Genomic DNA, 16,905 nt, shown 5'->3' with positions numbered 1-16,905 from the left:
GTGCTGCGACGACCTCGCCAAGCCATCGGCCGAGCGCACCTGCCCGAGGGGCGCTAAGAATCAACAGCGAAGTGTCTCTGTAACCGACCACCATCACCATCAGGCAAGTTCGACCGGGGCGCGACGGCGCACAGGGCAGGGGCTCAACCACCGAATAACAGGTATAAGCCGGTCAAGGTATAGGCGACCATCGTCAGCATCATGGCGAGCTGTCCGACGAGTTGATGGCCGGTCGGCAGAACACGCAACGCCTGGTCGTGAGCGGCGACCACACCGAGGACGTGCCCGATGACGACGCACGCGACCTTGATGGTCCACAGCAACGTGGGATTCAGCGATAGGAAATACACCACGTCGCCGGAGTCCAGCCCGAGCGGGTGCCAGCCGCGCCCCAAGGGGTCGGCCAGTCGCACGACGGTCTCCTGACCGCGCTCCACCAGATACGAGAGGTAGTGCGCGAAGATATAACCCACCACGATCGGAATCAGGCAGTGGGCCAACCGGCCTGGCAGTTGCCGCCGCTGCTCGCGAGTCACGCCGCCGGTCGCCCGAGCAGCGACCGAGAACGTCACTCCCACAACGACAACGAAGAACAACAGACCCACGGACCGGAGCAGGGCGCCGCCCATCGTGTCATCAACGAGTGGAACCGATGCCGCATTGCGGTCGACCCAGTTCCTGAAAGTCGGTGCCGCAGAAAAGCTGTCGAACGCGGTAGAACCCAGCAGCACCGCCAGCACCGCCAAAGTCCCCGGCCGCACCGGCATGGACGGCAGATGGTCGAGCGGGTTGCCCACCACGACGCGCCCGGTCGCACCGTTACGCCGAAAGGGCGACAGCCGCGACGCTGCCACGCTGTACACCTCGAACGGGTCGGCCCGCGCGAACCACCTCGTTCCAAACGCCGCCGCGCCGCCGAGCATCACAACGGCATACACGAGGATCCAGATCTTGATGGCCGTCAGCGAGCCTGGGGCCGGACTGGCCAGCTCCAACCAAACGAAGCCGAACAGCCCGAGCGCGGCAGGCCAATAGCCCCAACTGTTCGGATATGCGAGGCGGGGTTCACGGTCGGGGTGGCGGTTACGTCGAATCCCGAAGAGCCGGTACAGCGTGCGCGCGGGGGAGACGACTCGCCACAGCGGACCAACGGCGATCGACGCGGCGACGAGACCTACCCACAGCAGGACGTAGAACACGCCCGGTAAGGCGTTGTTGCCGTCCTGCGGGCCCCATATAGCTGCGACGGCGACCCATCCGGTGAACGCCATGGCCATCGCCGCGACGAGCCGGCGGATCGCCGGAGAGTCCACGATGCGGGTCACCCACTGCGGCAGAGCCCGTCCCGGCTTCGTCGGATCGAACTTCGGCGTCTTCCACGCGACGGCGACCACCGCGAACGTGAAAACCAACGCCCACACCGCACCGATCAGCGCGTAGGACAGCGGCACGGGCAGATCGGTCGATCCACCCACGCCGTGCGCAAGAAAAGTGATCTCAGGGCTCAAGGCAGGACTTCGAAGGTGACAACCGTTCGGTGCAGATCGTGGAGCTCCACATCGACGCGTCCGGGCACCTCGACGGTGAACTCGAAGCGTTGGTCGGGGCGCGCCTCCACGTCGAACTTCTGTTCCGGGACCGAGTGAACGTGAAGCACGTCGACCACATCACTGCTCACCTCGAGCACTATCGGCTCCCCCGCCACCGCCCGTGCCTGGTCGTTGGTGGGGGTGACCTGGTCGCCGGCGATGGTGATGTCCACGGCAGTCCCATCCGGCACCGTCGTCGCGCTCTTCGACGGAGTTGTGCCGGAGGCAGTAGCAGATTCCGGAGCTTGCGTCGTTGTCGCGGCCGGCGGTTCCGAAGCCGACCCGCATGCCGCCACGGCGGCGCCGACCAGGAGGACCAGAAGCAGATCCTTGACTGCCGTCCTCGTCCCGCCGAACCTCATTCCGCGGCGGCCGCATCCGGCGTATCGGCGTCCGCGGTGGGACGCGACCCTCTGGCCCGGTCGATGGCGAACACCCCGAGCGCCAGCGCGATGACGGAAAGGCCCAAGGCGGTCCAGGCGATGAGTGAGCTCATCCCGCCTCCGCTCGGTGCGGATCCGATGGTCACCGTGGGTTCGGGGGACTCCGGGTCGGGATTCTCTTCGGTCGTCTTCTCCGTGAACTCCCTCTTGGTGCCGTCGGAGAAGATTTGTACCGTCGGGAGGGCAAGGGTGCTGATGTCGGGCAGCGGCCCGACGTCGAGGCCGAACTGGACGAACTGCCCCAGCGGAACGCCCGGACCCGTCGCTGTCCAAGCCACCGAGTCGACGACCTCGGTAACCTGGTCGCCGTCGTCCTCGATGATCGGCGGAATCTTCTTCTTCGTCGTGTCAATGCGCCAGCCCGGCACCGGTTCCACGAGCACGGTCTTGAGGACGACGTCGTCAGGAATGCGCATCTCCACCTTCGTGGTCGCCACCGTGCCCGACTCGGTGGGCACCCGCAGCGTAATCATCGCGTAGTCCCCCGGCGCCGCAGTGCCGTCGAGGACCGCGTTGACATGGGCGGCGGCGGGTGAACTCGCCACCAGCGCCACCACCCCGACCACCGACAACGCTCCGACAAAGCGCAGAAAAGAACGGACCACCGGCCCCCCACCTTCGACTCTGGGCCGACGACGACCCGCACCTGAATGTGCCGACACATCTATGAAGAGCATCGCAACACGTCCCCATCGCTGACTTGCCCGCGTGCACTTCAAGTACTGGCCGCGCCAGTACGTACTAGCTCCAGAGAACAATAGCAGCCGCGACTTGCCCCGGCCGCTATCAACGAGTCGGTTGTGTCGGGCTGTTCGCGGCCTCACACGTCGTCCTCAACTGAACAGGCTTCCGGACCGAAAGCCTTATCAATCTGCACTTTCGGGTCACGAGATCGTTCCTTGTTGCCCCACATTCCGTCCCGCTCTTGGAAGTGTCAAGGATCAACCGAAGCGCTGTAAGGCATCAGCCGAAACACCGTCAGCCATCACTCGAAGACGAGATGCTAGGCATCAACCGAAGCAATACGACGTACTTGTGCCCCCACCAGGGCTCGAACCTGGGGCCTGCGGATTAAAAGTCCGCCCTACCTGGGAGAAATGGGATTTGACAGATTTCGACGGTGTGCGCCGGAAATCGGTGCAATCCCAACGGCAGCAGCGGCGATATCGCACATGTTGGCCGCCCAGCGGTGACACGATATTGACGTGAGCGATGCTCATCACGGCACTGGGGCAATAATTCATGGCGACCACAAGACCGCCACCGGCTTGGCGTGTAGGTCGTGCGGGGCTGAACTGCGGTCCGGCGACAAGTTCTGCCACGAGTGCGCCGCTCCAGTAGTCGCTGCCGCCAAACCCGCGGAGTACAAGCAGGTGACCGTGCTGTTCGCCGATGTGGTGCGGTCGATGGACCTCGCGGCCGTGCTGGACATGGAGCGGTTCCGCAAGATCATGACCGAAGTCGTGGAGCGGTCGGCCGCGGTGGTGCAACGCTACGGCGGGAGCGTGGACTACACCGGCGACGGGGTGATGGCGACCTTCGGCGCCCCGGCAGCGCTAGAGGATCACGCCCTTCGCGCCTGCTTGGCGGCTATGGGCATTCAGGAGGAGGCGAAGCGGCTTGCCGTCGAAGTCCGAAGGTGCGAGGGTGTGGAACTCCAGGTGCGGGTGGGACTTAACTCTGGCCAGGTGATCGCCGGTGAGATCGGTTCGGGGGCCTTGGGTTACGGCGCGATCGGTGAGCAGGTCGGGATGGCGCAGCGGATGGAATCGGTGGCGCCCCCGGGCGGAGTGATGCTGTCGGAGGCCACCGCACGGTTGGTCGAGCACGCCGCAGTCCTGAAGGACAGCGAGTTGGTGCGCATCAAGGGGGCCGACGAGCCGGTGCGTGTGCGAAGGCTGGTGGGGATCGGCCCGCGAGATGGCCAGGTCGGCCGCGCCGAGGCGGACCTCGTCGGTCGGCGCTGGGAGATGGCGGCCTTGGAGGCCCTCGTAAACTGCACGATCGGTGGCCGCGGTGGTGTCGTAAATGTGGTGGGGCCGCCGGGCATCGGCAAGTCCCGGGCGGCGCGCGAGGCCGCTGCACTGGCGGCCGGTCGCGGGGTCGAGGTGTTTTGGGTGTTCTGCGAGTCCCATGCTCGTGACGTCCCCTTCCTTGTCGTGGCTCAGCTGCTGCGGGCAGGCAGCCGAGTAGCGGACCTCGACGGTGACGCCGCCCGCGCTGGGTTACGGGCGTACGTGCCCGATGCCGACCCGCAGGATCTGCTGCTACTGGATGATCTGCTGGGCGTCGCCGACCCCGAGGTGCCGCTGCCCGCCATTGACCCCGATGCACGGCGGCGCCGGCTGACCGCGCTGGTGAACGCGGCAACGCTGGCGCGCACCGAACCGGCGCTGTTCATCATCGAGGATGCGCACTGGATCGATGCGGTCAGCGAGTCGATGCTGGCCGACTTCCTCACCGTCATTCCGCGCACCCCCGCGATGGTGCTGATCACCTCTCGCCCCGAGTACGAGGGAGCACTGACCAGGACGCACGGCGCCCAGACGATAGCGCTTGCCCCACTGAGTGATTGGGACACCGCGACGCTGCTCGATGAGCTGCTGGGTCCCGATCCCTCGGTCGGTGAATTGGCGGCGATCGTCGCCGAGCGGGCCGCCGGGAACCCGTTTTTCGCCGAGGAGATAGTGCGAGAGCTGGCCCAGCGCGGGGTGCTGGCCGGCGAGCACGGGGACTACGTCTGTCACGCAGACGTCGCCGACGTCGCGGTGCCGGCCACGGTGCAGGCGGCCATCGAGGCGCGCATCGACCGGCTGAGCACCTCGGCCAAGCGGACGGTGACCGCGGCGTCGGTGATCGGGGCCCGCTTCGGGGAGGGACTGCTGGCCGCGCTGGGCATCGATCCCGTGTTCGACGAGCTGCTCACCGCTGAGCTAATCGATCAGGTGGGGTTCACGCCGAGCGCCGAGTACGCCTTCCGCCATCCGCTGATCCGCGCGGTGGCATATGAATCGCAGATGAAATCCGATCGCGCCGAGTGGCATCGGCGCCTCGCCGCCGCGATTGAAGAGTCTGAGCCTGGATTGGTGGAGGAGAACGCGGCGCTGATCGCCGAACACCTCGAAGCAGCGGGCGAACTGCGCGCGGCGTTCGGCTGGCACATGCGCGCCGGCGCGTGGTCAACCGACCGCGATCTCGGCGCCGCCCGGCTCAGTTGGGAGCGGGCACGTCGGATCGCCGACGCGCTACCCGGCGACGAGCCCGACCAATTGTCGATGCGCATCGCCCCCCGCGCCATGCTGTGTGCCACCGACTTTTATGCCCGAGCGGTCCAGGAAAGCCGGGGCCGCTTCGCGGAGCTGGGAGAGTTGTGCAGCGCGGCCGGGGACAAGGTCTCGCTGGCGATCGCCATGACTGGGCTGGTCACCGAGCTCGTGTACACCGGGCGTTCGCGTGAGGGGTCGCGGCTGGCATCCGAACAGATGGCGCTGCTCGAGTCGATCGGCGATCCCGCCCTGATCATGGCGTTGGCGGTCATAGGGTTCGTCAACTGGGTCGATGCCGGTGAGTTCGGCGAGATCTTGCGGTGGTCGCAGACCGTCGTTGACCTGGCCGCCGGTGACCCCGCCAAGGGCGCCGGCTTCGGTGTGGGATCACCGCTTGCGTTCGCGCTGGCAGCTCGCAGCGTTGCTCGGTGGTGGCTGGGCCGTCCTGGGTGGAGTCAGGACCTCCATGACGCCGTCGCGATGGCCCGAAACAGCGACCCGACAACCGTCGCCTTTGTCGTTTCCTGGACCTACGGTGTGGCGATAACCTACGGGGTGCTTCGCGCCGATGACTCCGCGGTTCGCGCGAGCGAGGAGGCGGTGCAGACCGCCCGAACGGCCAGCAACGATCACGCAGTGGGCTTGTCCGAGTTCGCGTTGGGTGTCGCGCTGCTGTATCGGGACGCCGCTCCCGACCGTGATCGCGGGCTGGAGATCATGGTGCAGCTCCGCGAGTTTGTGCGCGAGCATGGCCCCTTCATGGTCCCGGTCACCGAGTTGTTGGCCGCCCGGGAAAGGGCCAGGCGCGGCGACCGCGATGCTGCCATTCCGGTCATGCGCCAAGCCGTGGACGAGCTGCACCGGGCAGGACGGCTCGGGTCTGGCGTTGGGTGCACCGGCGTTCTGGTGGAGACGCTGCTGGAGCGTGGCGACCAGGGCGACCTGACCGAAGCCCAACAGGCGATCGACCGGTTGGCCAACCTGACGGCGACGGAAGATTGGGCGATACTCGAGATCACGCTGCTGCGGCTGCGCGCCCTGCTAGCCCGCGCCCGCGGCGACAATGTTGCCTACCGGGACTTGGCGGGTCGCTATCGTGCCATGGCGACATCGCTGGGCTTCGAGGGGCATATGAAGTGGGCTGAAGAGATGGCGTGATGCGGACGGTCGGCACCTCTATTCGCATCTGGCTTCGATCGTCATCCAGCCGTGGATTTGGCTTCAGGTCCCCGCGCGCACGGCGCAGCACGAGCCACGCCATCATTACGGCCACCAGAGAGTTGTCGCCTTCGATGTGCGGCTGAAGATCGGAGGTGCCCCCACCCCGTTGGATGCGAGGCCCCGCACAGGGCGGTCCGTTTGAAAATTCTGCCCATCCTCTCTCCTGATGGCGGGCCGATTCAGCAGTGAAGGCAATCTGACAAGCGTCTTCACTGCGCACGACGCGCGACCGTTGCCGTGTGGGAGAGAGCAAGCGGCAGCTCAAAATTCTTGAGTAGTACCGCGACAAGTCGGGCGAATGCAGTAGGGCACTACTGAGCCCGTGCCACGGAACGCGAGTCAGGATTCCTATCACAGAGAGCAACGTCGAACGGGTGTACCACGCCGTGGCCGCCGACCGTCGTAGCGGCTCGCGAGAGGAACGACCATGAGCAACGCGATATATATCGGTCGTGTCGGCGGATTAGCGGTCGCGTTGGGGGTGGGCTTGGCGGTCGCGACAACGCCGGGGGTGGTGTGGGCCGACGATACCGGGTCGGTGACTTCGGGGGGGAGCACCGGCGCGGCGGGCGCTGCCGGTGGACCCGCCGAATCCGAGGGCACCCCGACCGCCACTGACACCACGGGCACATCGATCGCCGCGGGCTCCGCTAAGGCCTCCGCAAGGGGGTCTGGCGCGGTGAACGCGCCCAAGTCAGACGCCTCGGAGTCGACGGACGCCTCGGTGCGCCAGGCGCCGCCGGGCGAGGTGCTGGCCACCGGTGGTGGCAAGCGCTCGCCGGAGGAGTCGAGCAGCCAGGCCCCGGCAACGGTTGATGTGGTCGCGGAGCCGACGACAGATTACGCGGCCGCTCCCAAACCCGTCGCGGACTCGACGGCCACGGACCAGGCGCCGGCCGCCGCTAAGGCACCCGTGGAGCGCCCGAGGGGCGGCTCGGATAAGGGCCAGCGGCCGGTGGAGGAGCCGACCGGCGCCCCGCGCCTGGATGCCAACAGGGTCACGGCTACGGCGGACGCGACACCGTCACGGCCGGAACCGTTAGCGCGTGCCGGCACGGTCGTCGATGTCGCGGTAGACCAACGGGCCGCACGGCAGGCCGTCAATGCGTTGACGGCGATCACGAGCACCTTCTCGGCGCCGCCGACCGGACCGCTTGTCCGCCAAGCTATCTCGGCTGCCCCCGAGGAACCAACGCGCCCACGCGTGAGCGGGATTGTGTTGGGCGTGCTGGCCTCGGCAGGCTTGGGTCCGCTGACACCTGTCAACTCGCCGCTGGGGTTGGCACTGGCGGCCGTGGGCACTCGTCCCCGCCAGTTCCGGCAGCCGGTGGACGGGGAAACCCGAAGCCTACTACCCGTGAGCTCGACGCTGACCAGCCTAAGCGTCGACACGAGCACCAGCGAGCAGCGCTTCGCGATCGCCGCCGAGGCCACGACGATGACGATGACGACGGCGGCGACGAATTCGGCGCCGAGTGTTGCCGCCCAGCCCGTCGGTATCCCCGATGCGGTGACCGGGCTGGTGACCGGCACGGTGATCGCCGCCGATGCCGACAACAACCCGTTGACCTACACCGTGACCGGTGCGCCCACAGTGGGCCCGTCGCAGTGGGCCACGGCTAAGGGCACCGTCACGATCAACCCGGCGACCGGCGCCTATACCTACACTCCTACCCATGCTGCCCGGCTGGCCGCCGGGGCGACTGCCTTGGCCGACACCGACAGTTTCACCGTCGCGGTTAGCGACGGCCAGACCACCACTACCGCACCGGTATCGGTTTATGTCTCGCCGACCCAGTTTGAAACCAAGACACCGATTGCGGTGGGCAGCAGCCCCTCGGCGGTAGTGATCAGCACCGCACCCGGTGACTCCCGGATGTATGTCGCCAACACCGGCAGCAACACCGTGTCGGTAATCAACGCCACCACCGGCCAACGCATCGACGCCAATAGCAGCATCTTCTCCACCGACATTTCGGTGGGTTCCTCGCCCAGCGCCCTGGCGCTGAGCGCTGATGGCAAGCGACTGTATGTGGCCAACACCGGCAGCGGCACGGTGTCGGTGATCAATACCGACACCTACAAGCTGATCGACACCAACCCGAGCATCTTCTCGAAGGACATTTCGGTGGGTTCCTCGCCCAGCGCCCTGCTGCTCAGTGGCACTCGGCTTTACGTGGCCAACCGCGGCAGTAACACGGTGTCGGTGATCGACACCACCACCAACAAGCTGGTCGACACCAACCCCAACCTCTCTGGAACCCAATCCATTTCGGTGGGTTCTTCGCCCAGCGCGCTGGCGCTATCAACACCCACCCCAACCAGTCTCGAGGGCACGCTGTATGTGGCCAACCGCGGCAGCAACACGGTGTCTGTGATCCGCATCAACACCAGCACCAACGCCTACCAGCGGATTGACGCCGACCCCCTCAGCTCGTCTATGGACATCGGAGTAGGGTCCGCGCCCAGCGCGTTGGCGATCAGCCCTGACCGAAGTCGAGTCTATGTGGTCAATAACGGCAGCGGCACCGTGTCGGTGATCAACCCCGCCACCCACACTGTGATCGACACCGGCCCCAATGTTCCTGGAACCCAATCGATTCCCGTGGGTTCCTCGCCCAGTTCGGTGGCGCTCAGCCCCGACGGCAGCGTCGCCTACGTCGCCAACGGCAACGACACCATCTCGGTGATCGACACCAGAACCAACACCGTGGTCCGCACCGTGGCCATCGACCCGAACACCCCGGAGACCGGCGGGCACGTCATCGCGGTCAGCGGCACCCACATCTACGTCACCGACGCCTACGACCGCAAGGTCCGGACGCTGTCGCTGGTGACCGTCGCCGTCGACAACATCACACCCACCGTGAGCCTCACCGGACCCGCCCCCAACGCGACCGTCTCGGGCACGGTGACCCTGAACGCCACCGCCTCCGACAACGTCGCGGTGGCCGGGGTGCAGTTCCTGGTGGACGGCGTGGCGCTTGGCGCCGAGGATACCGTCGCGCCCTACAACGTGTCGTGGAACACCACCACGGCCGCCAACGGCACCCACACGCTGACCGCACGAGCTCGCGACGCCGCCGGCAACACCACCACGTCGTCTGTGACCGTCACCGTAGCCAACACCGTGACGCCGGCACGCACCGTGACTGTCATCGGCAGTGCCACCGTCACCGGCTATCCATCGGGCGCGCCGACGGCGGTGAGCGCCGACGGCACCCGCGCCGTGGTCACCACCTCCGTGCCCAGTACCAATACCACCCGGGTGGCGGTGTTCAACACCACCACAGGCACCCAGACCGGCACCACGGTCACGCTCACCGGCTCCCCTGTCTCGACGGTGTTGAGTGCCGACGGCACCCGCGCCGTCGTCACCACCTCCGTCGCCGACGCCACCGGAACCAGCACCCGGGTCGCGGTTGTCAACACCACCACCGGTGCTCAGACCGGCACCGTCCTCACCCTCACCGGCTCCGCATCGAGGTCACTAATGTTCGGCGCCGACGGCAGCCGCGCAATGATCACCACAAGCGTCTACGACTCGGTCACCAACACAAACGCCACACGGATAGCGGTGATGAATACCACAACCGGCGCACAGATCGGCACCACCCAAACGCTGCCGGGCCTCATATCAGACGCGTTACCGTTGAACATCGACGGTAGCCGTGCCCTCATCACCACCGTCGAGCAGACCACCGGATTTACCACCCGGATGGCGGTGATTGACACCACCACCGGGGCCCAGTCCGGCACCACCCTCACCTTCAACGGCTACAGCACTCCACTGTTAAGTGCCGACGGCACCCGCGCTCTGATCACCACTCAGACCTACGACTCGGCGACCAGCACCTACGGCACCCAAGTGACGATGATCAACACCACCACCGGCACCCAGACCGGCAGCACCTTGACGCTCGCCGGCTCCCCATCGGGCGTGCGGCTGATGAGCGCAGATGCCAGCCGCGTCCTGATCACCACCACCGAGGGGGACTCAAGTACCGGATTCACCACTCGGGTGGCAGAGTTCAACACCATCACCGGCGTCCAGACCGGTACCACACTCACCCTCACCGGCTCCGTATCGGGCACACCGGTGTTGAGCGCCGACGGTACCCGTGCCCTGATCACTACCTATTTCAGGGACGCCAACAACATCGACACCGCCCAGGTGGCAGTAATAGACACCAGCACCGGCACTCAAGTCTTCGCTCCCCTCACTCTCCCCGGCCAACCCGCACCATCTGCTTCAATGTTCTTGAGCCCTAACGGCAGCCGCGCCCTGATCGTCAGCGTGGTTTACGACGGGCGCACGAGCACCTCCACCACCCAGGTGAGGGTGATCAACACCTCCACCGGCGCTCAGACCGGCAACACCGTCACCCTCACCGGCTACCAAGCATCGGGACCGCCGCTTGTGACCGCCGACGGTACCCGCGCCGTAATCAGCGCAACCAGCGACGACTGGGTCACCGGCACCAGCACTACGCGAGTGGCAGTGATCGACACCACCACCGGCATGCAGGTCGGCTCTACCCTCGCCCTCACCGGCTACGGCTATTCACTACTGAGCGCCAACGGCACGCGCGCCCTGGTCACGACCGACGGCCCCACCGGCGCCCAGGTGGCGGTGATCAACACCGCAACAGGCACCCAAGCCGGCACCACGATCACCCTCACAGGCGGACTAAGAGGCTCTCCATGGTTGAGCGCCGATGGCACCCGGGCCGTGATCACCACCACGCCCACCTCCACTACTACCCGGGTGTCGGTGCTCCAGATCGCTTAGCGCGTGTTCGTGATATCCACTGCAACCACCGTCTTCCGCACCGGCACCCAGACCGGCAGCACCCTCACCCTCGACCTCGACAACGGGTACAGCGGCCTTCCGGTGCTGAACGCCGACGGCTCCCGTGCGGTGCTCACCGACAGCACCTTCGGCACGCCCTACACCAGTCGGGCGGTGGTGATCGACACCACCACCGGCAAACAGATCGGCAGCACCATTCCCCTTGCCGGCGAGCTCTCAAGGGCAAAGCCGCTGTTGGACGCCAACGGTAATCGCATCCTGCTTACCACCCACGCCGCCAATAGCGGGGGATCGATCACGTCCACCCAGGTGGCGGTCATCGACCTCACCACGGGCAGCCAAATCGGCAGAACGCTCGAGGTGCTCGGAGAAGGCTATCCGCAGTTGAGCTCTGACGGCAGTCGCACTGTGGTGACTGCTTACGTCCCCGACACCCCAGCTGGATTAGCACCACCACGAACGTGGCGGTTCTCGACAACGCGACCGGCGCTCAAATTGGCGAAACGCTTGCGATCACTGTCCCTGGCTACAGCTCTAACTCACAACCGCTGGTGACTACTACCATAAACAAGCGCGCCGTGGTCGCGACAGCGACATACAACCCGGCCATCGTCGACAACGTCACCCGGGTGGCCGTGGTCGACACCACCACCGGCAGCCAGATTGGTAACGCCGTCATAGTCACGGGCGAACCATCTGCCTCCCTGCCGTTAGACGCAGACGGTAGCCGCGTTCTGATCACCACTCGCAGCTACGCCGCACAGACCGGCGTTTACACCACCCGGGTCGCGGTAATCGACACCACCAACGGCGTCCAGATTGGTGACACACTCACCTTCAATGCCGAACAAATCGGCTCGCCGCGGTTGAACGCTGATGGCACCCGCGCACTGATCACCACACGCGTCTACGACACGGGCACGGGCAACTACGGTTTGTGGGTGACGGAGGTCGACCCGACCACGGGCAAGCAAATCGGCTCAGCGTCGCCCTACATGGAGGACCCTCAGTACTCGGTGGTGAGTGCTAACGGCACCCGCGCCATAAACGTTGCAAGTATCTTCCCCGGCGACGGCACCACCCGATTGACGGTCTTCAAGATCGTGAAGCCTGCGCCCTAGGAGACTGCTGAATTATTGCGGCGTGGCGGGGGTGCTTGTGCTGGGGTTTTCGGGATCATTAGATGGTGCAGGGTCGATCTGATGATCAGCGAGAGTTGTTGGATGCCGAGTCGGTGGCCGGGCATCTTCTGAAGTCCGACAGTGTGTTTGCGTTCCTGTCCGCACATCGGAGTGAGTTGTTTCCTGAGGAGATGTTCGCCGATCTGTTTCCCTCGCGGCGGGGTCGGCCCAGTGTTCCGGCTGAGGTGATGGCCAGCGTGATCACCCTGCAGGCGCTGCACGGCCTGTCGGATAACGAGACCGTCGACGCGGTCACCTTTGACCTGCGGTGGAAGGCGGCCTGCGGATTGCCGATCACCGCACCGGCGTTTCACTCCACGACGTTGACCTACTGGCGGCGCCGACTGGCGGCCTCAGCTCGGCCGAACCGAATCTTTGAGGCGGTCAAAGCCGTCGTCACCGAGACCGGCGTGTTGGCCAAGAAGACGCGGCGGGCGTTGGATTCCACCGTCCTCGATGATGCGGTGGCTACTCAGGACACCGTGACTCAGTTGATCGCCGCGATCCGGCGGGTCCGCCGCGAGGTTCCCGCCGCCGCAGCGGTGATCGAACAGCACTGCACTGCTCACGATTACGACGACCCGGGCAAGCCCGCGATTGCCTGGAACGACAAGGCCGCCCGTGACGCATTGGTAGATGGCCTGGTCAGTGATGCTCATCGAGTGCTCGGGCATCTACCCGAGCACGAACTCGATCCTCGGGCTGCTGAGGCGGTGGCGTTGTTGGCGCTGATCGCCGGCCAGGACGTCGAACCGGTCGAGGGCTCCGATGGCACCGACGGGCACTGGCGTATCGCGCAGAAGGTCGCCCCGGATCGGGTGATCTCCACTGTGGATCCCGACAGCCGCCACGCCCATAAGACGGTGCACCGCCGTCAGGACGGGTTCAAAGCCCACCTCGCGATCGAACCCGACACCGGGATCATCACCGACTGCGCGCTGACCAAAGCCAGCGGATCTGACAACCACGAAGCCGTCATCGGGTTGGCCCTCCTGGAGGACGAGCCGAGCCCGGTGCGAGTGCTCGGCGATTCGGCCTACGGCACCGGTGCGACTCGCGCTGCGCTCGCCGAGGCCAAGCACACCACGATCATCAAACCGATACCCCTGCGCTCCCCGGTACCCGGCGGATTCACCACCGATGACTTCACCATCGATTTCGACGCCCGCACCGTCACCTGCCCGGCCAACCACACGCTGCCGATTCCGCCCAGCGGCGGAGTCGGTTTCACAACACGTTGCCGCTCATGCCCTTTAGCGTCTCAATGCACTACCGCGGTTAACGGACGCAAACTCACCCTCAGTGAGTACGAACCGCTGCAGCGCGCAGCCCGCAGTCGAGCACGCGACCCCGAGTGGCAAGCCGAGTACCGCCAGCATCGGCCCATGGTCGAACGCTCCATCGCCTGGCTCACCCGCAACAACCGCAGAGTCCGCTACCGCGGCGTCACCCGCAACGACCACTGGCTGCACCACCGCAGCGCCGCACTCAACCTGCGTCGCCTCATCTCACTGGGCCTGACTCACACCGGAACTACCTGGGCTATCGCCTAACACAGTTGGATTCCGGCCTTGCCGACCGCGAGATCCAGTGTCACGCTCGATTTCGGCGGGGCGACCTCTTCTGTCGACCCACGGGTCTGACTTCACACCGCCGCACGACGGCTCGAGGCGCCCCGCCCCAACGCCACTAATTCAGCAGTCTCCTAGTCGCCGACAGGTAGGTGCAGGCGCGACGATCCCTAGGGCCCGCCATATCCGGAGCGTGGGCGGCCCTGGAGGCCGTTTCCCGAGGTGAGTAAGTCATCAGCGATCTCCGAAGAGGTCGTCACGAACAGCCCGCTCCCGCTCCAAACGTGCCTTCACTCCGGCAAGCCGCTTGCGGTCCTGGACCAGCTGCATGCGGCCCTCGGTGCAATAGGAGACTCCGACCTCCTGGGTGGTCACGGTGCCGTCGCGGTTACGGACGCGAGAGCCCAGAGCCCAACATAATCCTGCTGTTACTCCGTGCCCCCACCAGGGCTCGAACCTGGGACCTGCGGATTAAAAGTCCGTAGCTCTACCAACTGAGCTATAGGGGCGCGATGGGTAAGGATACTGGGTGGCCGACGGAAGTTCGTTTGAGGATTCGGGTCCCGGTAACCTAAGCTATCGAGGCTCCCAGCGTCATCGACGTTGCGAGTACCCCGGAGAGATTCGGCAGGCCCCCTTCGTCTAGCGGCCTAGGACGCCGCCCTTTCAAGGCGGTAGCGCGGGTTCGAATCCCGTAGGGGGTACACGCTGCGCGGAAACGCGGAGCAGGATGTAGGAAGCAAGGCCCTGTGGCGCAGTTGGTTAGCGCGCCGCCCTGTCACGGCGGAGGTCGCGGGTTCGAGTCCCGTCAGGGTCGCCAAACGGCGGCGAAGTACTCGCGCACGCGAGAAGCGTTACAACATCGGCGCCCGTGGGGCCAGGTAGCTCAGTTGGTACGAGCGTCCGCCTGAAAAGCGGAAGGTCGCCGGTTCGATCCCGGCCCTGGCCACAAGCTTTTGTGCAACTCAGAGGGTATAGCGCGGCAGATTGAAGCTGTCGCCGTCGAAGCAGGGACTGGATCTGTCGGTGTTGACATCGACACCGCGGGTTCGCACACGTGAGCTCATCCCATACCGCCTGAGCGACTCCGATAAATTTGCCATTCTGCTGGTCAGCAGATCCACGATGAGGTCGTCGAAGCCGACGGCAGCCGGTGATATACAGCGTCATCACCATGCTTGGCGGATCACCCCACCAGGCTGGCGACTATAGCGCCGTAATCGCCGCCGGCTATTGCGTCGATGTGGGTCGGCGCATAATCTCGCGCCATGGCGTCGGTGCCTACGGGTGGGGAAAGGACCGGCCTGCGACCGGATTTCGAGAACGTCCAGGCTCATTACGACCTGTCCGATGAGTTCTTCCGGCTCTTCCTCGATCCGACCCAGACCTACAGCTGCGCCTACTTCGAGCGCGACGACATGACTCTGGAGCAGGCCCAAATCGCCAAAATCGACCTGGCATTGGGCAAGCTAGGGCTGCAGCCTGGCATGACGCTGCTCGACATCGGTTGCGGCTGGGGCGCCACGCTGCGGCGTGCCGTGGAGAAATACGACGTCAACGTCGTCGGCCTGACCTTGAGCAGAAACCAGGCCATCGCCGTTGACCGATTGTTCCGAGCGATGGCCAGCACGCGCAGCCGGCGGGTGTACTTGGCCGGCTGGGAGGAGTTCCGCGAACCGGTAGACCGGATCGTTTCGATCGGCGCGTTCGAGCACTTCGGCAAAGCTCGCTACGACGACTTCTTCACCATGGCCCACTCCGTGCTGCCCCCCGATGGCGTGATGCTGCTGCATACGATCGTCAGAGCGAGCATGGAAGAGGTCCAGAAGCGGGGGCTGAAGCTACCGGCGAAACTGCTGAAGTTCATCTTGTTCATCATGGATGAGATTTTTCCCGGCGGAGAGCTGCCCTTGGTCGCCCAAGTTAAGCAACACGCGGTAAAAGCCGGTTTTCGAGTGGCCCGCGTCCAGCCGCTGCAGCTTCACTACGCTCGCACGCTGGACATGTGGGCGGCAACGCTGCAGAGCCACCGCGAGCAGGCGATTGCGGTTCAATCCGACGAGGTCTACCAGCGCTACATGAAGTACCTCACCGGTTGCGCCGACCTGTTCCGTGACGGCTACACCGACGTATGCCAGTTCACTTTGACGAAAAACGGCTGACCGACTGGGGCGGGCTCAGCCGAGGAACGTGTTTCGGCCGGGCACTTCAACATCGAAGGTGACCAGGCCGGCTATGCGCGCTTAGAACGCTTGGCCCAGTAGCGCTGACCGTCATTGGGCACCTTGCCGAAAGCAGCCTTGATAACGGGTGCCAGCGCCTTGACCGGCAATGCCAACGTGTGCTTCGGTTCGAAAGCCAACACCCATGTGAAGAGCGTGTCGTTTCCATCGGCTTCGACGATGTAGTCCTCGGCGAAGCGTTTGAAGATGGGCAGCGTCGACTCATAGCTCGCGAAGGCGTGCCGGGTTCCTTCCTGCCACAGGAAGAAGCGCTCGCGCATGGTTGCGCCGGCGGGCGCCACGACCTCCCGGGTGGTGCCGACACCGAACGGCCGTGGCGAAGTCCAGTTGACTTCCTTCGTTGCAGGGCCCCACGCCGCGATCGAGGCGTCCGACGTGAGCTGCTCCCACACCGCGTCGGGCGGCGCGGCGAAACGCTTTTGGTAGGTGAAAACATGCGGAGCCGACGTCAGGAAGTCCTCGTCGGCTGGCTCGAGCGAATACCAGCGGGTCACAGCTGATCAGCATGCCGTATAGGTCGGGCTATGCGCGCACGCACCGACAACAGCGTCGTTATTGAACATATGTAGAAGGGGGGT

The 16,905-nt window shown here is 65.3% G+C and carries 11 protein-coding genes and 4 tRNA genes; 9 read left to right on the top strand and 6 right to left on the bottom strand.

Annotated elements, in window-relative coordinates; all coding sequences use genetic code 11:
- Positions 1 to 143 precede the first annotated feature (143 nt).
- The 3 genes from C6A82_RS22840 to C6A82_RS22830 form a co-directional block, all read right to left on the bottom strand.
- Complete coding sequence (locus C6A82_RS22840; RefSeq protein ID WP_105342276.1) at positions 144 to 1,508, bottom strand: hypothetical protein; 1,365 nt, start codon at positions 1,506 to 1,508, stop codon at positions 144 to 146.
- The gene (locus C6A82_RS22835; protein WP_311101488.1) at positions 1,505 to 1,762 is read right to left on the bottom strand and encodes a hypothetical protein; all 258 of its coding nucleotides are present in this window, start codon (positions 1,760 to 1,762) and stop codon (positions 1,505 to 1,507) included. The genes C6A82_RS22840 and C6A82_RS22835 overlap by 4 nt, the downstream gene beginning before the upstream one ends.
- 185 nt (positions 1,763 to 1,947) lie before the next feature.
- The gene (locus C6A82_RS22830; RefSeq protein WP_158261589.1) at positions 1,948 to 2,637 is read right to left on the bottom strand and encodes a YcnI family protein; all 690 of its coding nucleotides are present in this window, start codon (positions 2,635 to 2,637) and stop codon (positions 1,948 to 1,950) included.
- A gap of 600 nt (positions 2,638 to 3,237) precedes the next feature.
- Here C6A82_RS22830 and C6A82_RS22825 point away from each other — a divergent pair.
- The 5 genes from C6A82_RS22825 to C6A82_RS22805 all read left to right on the top strand — a co-directional run bounded on the left by C6A82_RS22825 (position 3,238) and on the right by C6A82_RS22805 (position 14,066).
- Positions 3,238 to 6,456 (top strand): AAA family ATPase, encoded by a 3,219-nt coding sequence (locus C6A82_RS22825; RefSeq protein WP_233216792.1) that lies wholly within the window; start codon positions 3,238 to 3,240, stop codon positions 6,454 to 6,456.
- 490 nt (positions 6,457 to 6,946) lie between these two features.
- On the top strand, positions 6,947 to 11,311 hold the full coding sequence (locus tag C6A82_RS22820; protein ID WP_105342779.1) for an Ig-like domain-containing protein: 4,365 nt from the start codon (positions 6,947 to 6,949) through the stop codon (positions 11,309 to 11,311).
- A gap of 9 nt (positions 11,312 to 11,320) precedes the next feature.
- The gene (locus C6A82_RS22815) at positions 11,321 to 11,887 is read left to right on the top strand and encodes a hypothetical protein (RefSeq protein ID WP_142405888.1); all 567 of its coding nucleotides are present in this window, start codon (positions 11,321 to 11,323) and stop codon (positions 11,885 to 11,887) included.
- Entirely contained in the window at positions 11,794 to 12,453 is a 660-nt protein-coding gene (locus C6A82_RS22810; protein WP_158261600.1) for a hypothetical protein, read from the top strand. Before C6A82_RS22815 ends, C6A82_RS22810 begins: the two co-directional genes overlap by 94 nt.
- 65 nt (positions 12,454 to 12,518) lie before the next feature.
- Positions 12,519 to 14,066: an IS1182 family transposase gene (locus C6A82_RS22805; protein WP_311101844.1), complete on the top strand. Its 1,548-nt coding sequence runs from the start codon at positions 12,519 to 12,521 to the stop codon at positions 14,064 to 14,066.
- 252 nt (positions 14,067 to 14,318) lie between these two features.
- On the opposite strand, the gene C6A82_RS22800 is transcribed toward C6A82_RS22805, so the two are convergent.
- Positions 14,319 to 14,459: a hypothetical protein gene (locus C6A82_RS22800; RefSeq protein ID WP_158261588.1), complete on the bottom strand. Its 141-nt coding sequence runs from the start codon at positions 14,457 to 14,459 to the stop codon at positions 14,319 to 14,321.
- A 61-nt stretch (positions 14,460 to 14,520) separates the two neighbouring features.
- Positions 14,521 to 14,593: transfer RNA gene (locus tag C6A82_RS22795), tRNA-Lys, on the bottom strand.
- Positions 14,594 to 14,715: 122 nt separating this feature from the next.
- Between C6A82_RS22795 and C6A82_RS22790 the strand changes: the two genes are divergently transcribed.
- From C6A82_RS22790 to C6A82_RS22775, 4 genes are all read left to right on the top strand, one after another.
- Positions 14,716 to 14,788: transfer RNA gene (locus tag C6A82_RS22790), tRNA-Glu, on the top strand.
- A gap of 39 nt (positions 14,789 to 14,827) precedes the next feature.
- Positions 14,828 to 14,904: transfer RNA gene (locus tag C6A82_RS22785), tRNA-Asp, on the top strand.
- Positions 14,905 to 14,959: 55 nt separating this feature from the next.
- Positions 14,960 to 15,033 (top strand) — tRNA-Phe (locus C6A82_RS22780).
- A 319-nt stretch (positions 15,034 to 15,352) separates the two neighbouring features.
- Positions 15,353 to 16,246, top strand: coding sequence for a cyclopropane mycolic acid synthase family methyltransferase (locus C6A82_RS22775; protein ID WP_105342228.1), 894 nt, complete (start codon positions 15,353 to 15,355; stop codon positions 16,244 to 16,246).
- Positions 16,247 to 16,317: 71 nt separating this feature from the next.
- On the opposite strand, the gene C6A82_RS22770 is transcribed toward C6A82_RS22775, so the two are convergent.
- Positions 16,318 to 16,821 (bottom strand): SRPBCC family protein, encoded by a 504-nt coding sequence (locus C6A82_RS22770; RefSeq protein ID WP_105342227.1) that lies wholly within the window; start codon positions 16,819 to 16,821, stop codon positions 16,318 to 16,320.
- Positions 16,822 to 16,905 lie beyond the last annotated feature (84 nt).

Origin of the sequence: Mycobacterium sp. ITM-2016-00318, from assembly GCF_002968285.2 — a bacterium.
In the GTDB taxonomy this organism is placed as follows: domain Bacteria; phylum Actinomycetota; class Actinomycetes; order Mycobacteriales; family Mycobacteriaceae; genus Mycobacterium.
This window is presented reverse-complemented; position numbering and strand designations above follow the sequence as displayed.